This window comes from Staphylococcus sp. EZ-P03 (assembly GCF_003344575.1).
GTDB lineage: Bacteria > Bacillota > Bacilli > Staphylococcales > Staphylococcaceae > Staphylococcus > Staphylococcus simulans_B.
This window is the reverse complement of the sequence record NZ_QPMO01000050.1, coordinates 1-1,593: the sequence shown is the minus strand read 5'-3', so window position 1 is coordinate 1,593 and position 1,593 is coordinate 1. Positions and strand designations below refer to the sequence as shown.

1 rRNA gene is annotated in these 1,593 nt (G+C 52.0%); it reads right to left on the bottom strand.

The window, feature by feature from the left end:
- Positions 1-39: 39 nt before the first annotated feature.
- Positions 40-1,592, bottom strand: a 16S ribosomal RNA gene (locus tag DVJ99_RS12900).
- Between the last annotated feature and the right edge of the window lies 1 nt (position 1,593).

The following is a 1,593-nucleotide window of genomic DNA, read 5'->3' as shown; positions in this document are numbered from 1 at the left end:
TTTCAGTTTCTAGCGAAACTGTTCCGAATATATCCTTAGAAAGGAGGTGATCCAGCCGCACCTTCCGATACGGCTACCTTGTTACGACTTCACCCCAATCATTTGTCCCACCTTCGACGGCTAGTTCCTAAAAGGTTACTCCACCGGCTTCGGGTGTTACAAACTCTCGTGGTGTGACGGGCGGTGTGTACAAGACCCGGGAACGTATTCACCGTAGCATGCTGATCTACGATTACTAGCGATTCCAGCTTCATGTAGTCGAGTTGCAGACTACAATCCGAACTGAGAACGGCTTTATGGGATTTGCTTGACCTCGCGGGTTCGCTGCCCTTTGTACCGTCCATTGTAGCACGTGTGTAGCCCAAATCATAAGGGGCATGATGATTTGACGTCATCCCCACCTTCCTCCGGTTTGTCACCGGCAGTCAACTTAGAGTGCCCAACTTAATGCTGGCAACTAAGCTTAAGGGTTGCGCTCGTTGCGGGACTTAACCCAACATCTCACGACACGAGCTGACGACAACCATGCACCACCTGTCACTTTGTCCCCCGAAGGGGAAGGCTCTGTCTCCAGAGTTGTCAAAGGATGTCAAGATTTGGTAAGGTTTCTTCGCGTTGCTTCGAATTAAACCACATGCTCCACCGCTTGTGCGGGTCCCCGTCAATTCCTTTGAGTTTCAGCCTTGCGGCCGTACTCCCCAGGCGGAGTGCTTAATGCGTTAGCTGCAGCACTAAGGGGCGGAAACCCCCTAACACTTAGCACTCATCGTTTACGGCGTGGACTACCAGGGTATCTAATCCTGTTTGATCCCCACGCTTTCGCACATCAGCGTCAGTTGCAGACCAGAAAGTCGCCTTCGCCACTGGTGTTCCTCCATATCTCTGCGCATTTCACCGCTACACATGGAATTCCACTTTCCTCTTCTGCACTCAAGTTTCCCAGTTTCCAATGACCCTCCACGGTTGAGCCGTGGGCTTTCACATCAGACTTAAGAAACCGCCTACGCGCGCTTTACGCCCAATAATTCCGGATAACGCTTGCCACCTACGTATTACCGCGGCTGCTGGCACGTAGTTAGCCGTGGCTTTCTGATTAGGTACCGTCAAGGGATGCACAGTTACTTACATCCTTGTTCTTCCCTAATAACAGAGTTTTACGATCCGAAGACCTTCATCACTCACGCGGCGTTGCTCCGTCAGGCTTTCGCCCATTGCGGAAGATTCCCTACTGCTGCCTCCCGTAGGAGTCTGGACCGTGTCTCAGTTCCAGTGTGGCCGATCACCCTCTCAGGTCGGCTACGTATCGTTGCCTTGGTAAGCCGTTACCTTACCAACTAGCTAATACGCCGCGGGTCCATCTATAAGTGACAGCAAGACCGTCTTTCATCATGAAACCATGCGGTTTCATGTATTATCCGGCATTAGCCCCGGTTTCCCGGAGTTATTCCAGTCTTATAGGTAGGTTACCCACGTGTTACTCACCCGTCCGCCGCTAACGTCAGAGGAGCAAGCTCCTCGTCTGTTCGCTCGACTTGCATGTATTAGGCACGCCGCCAGCGTTCATCCTGAGCCAGGATCAAACTCTCCATAAAA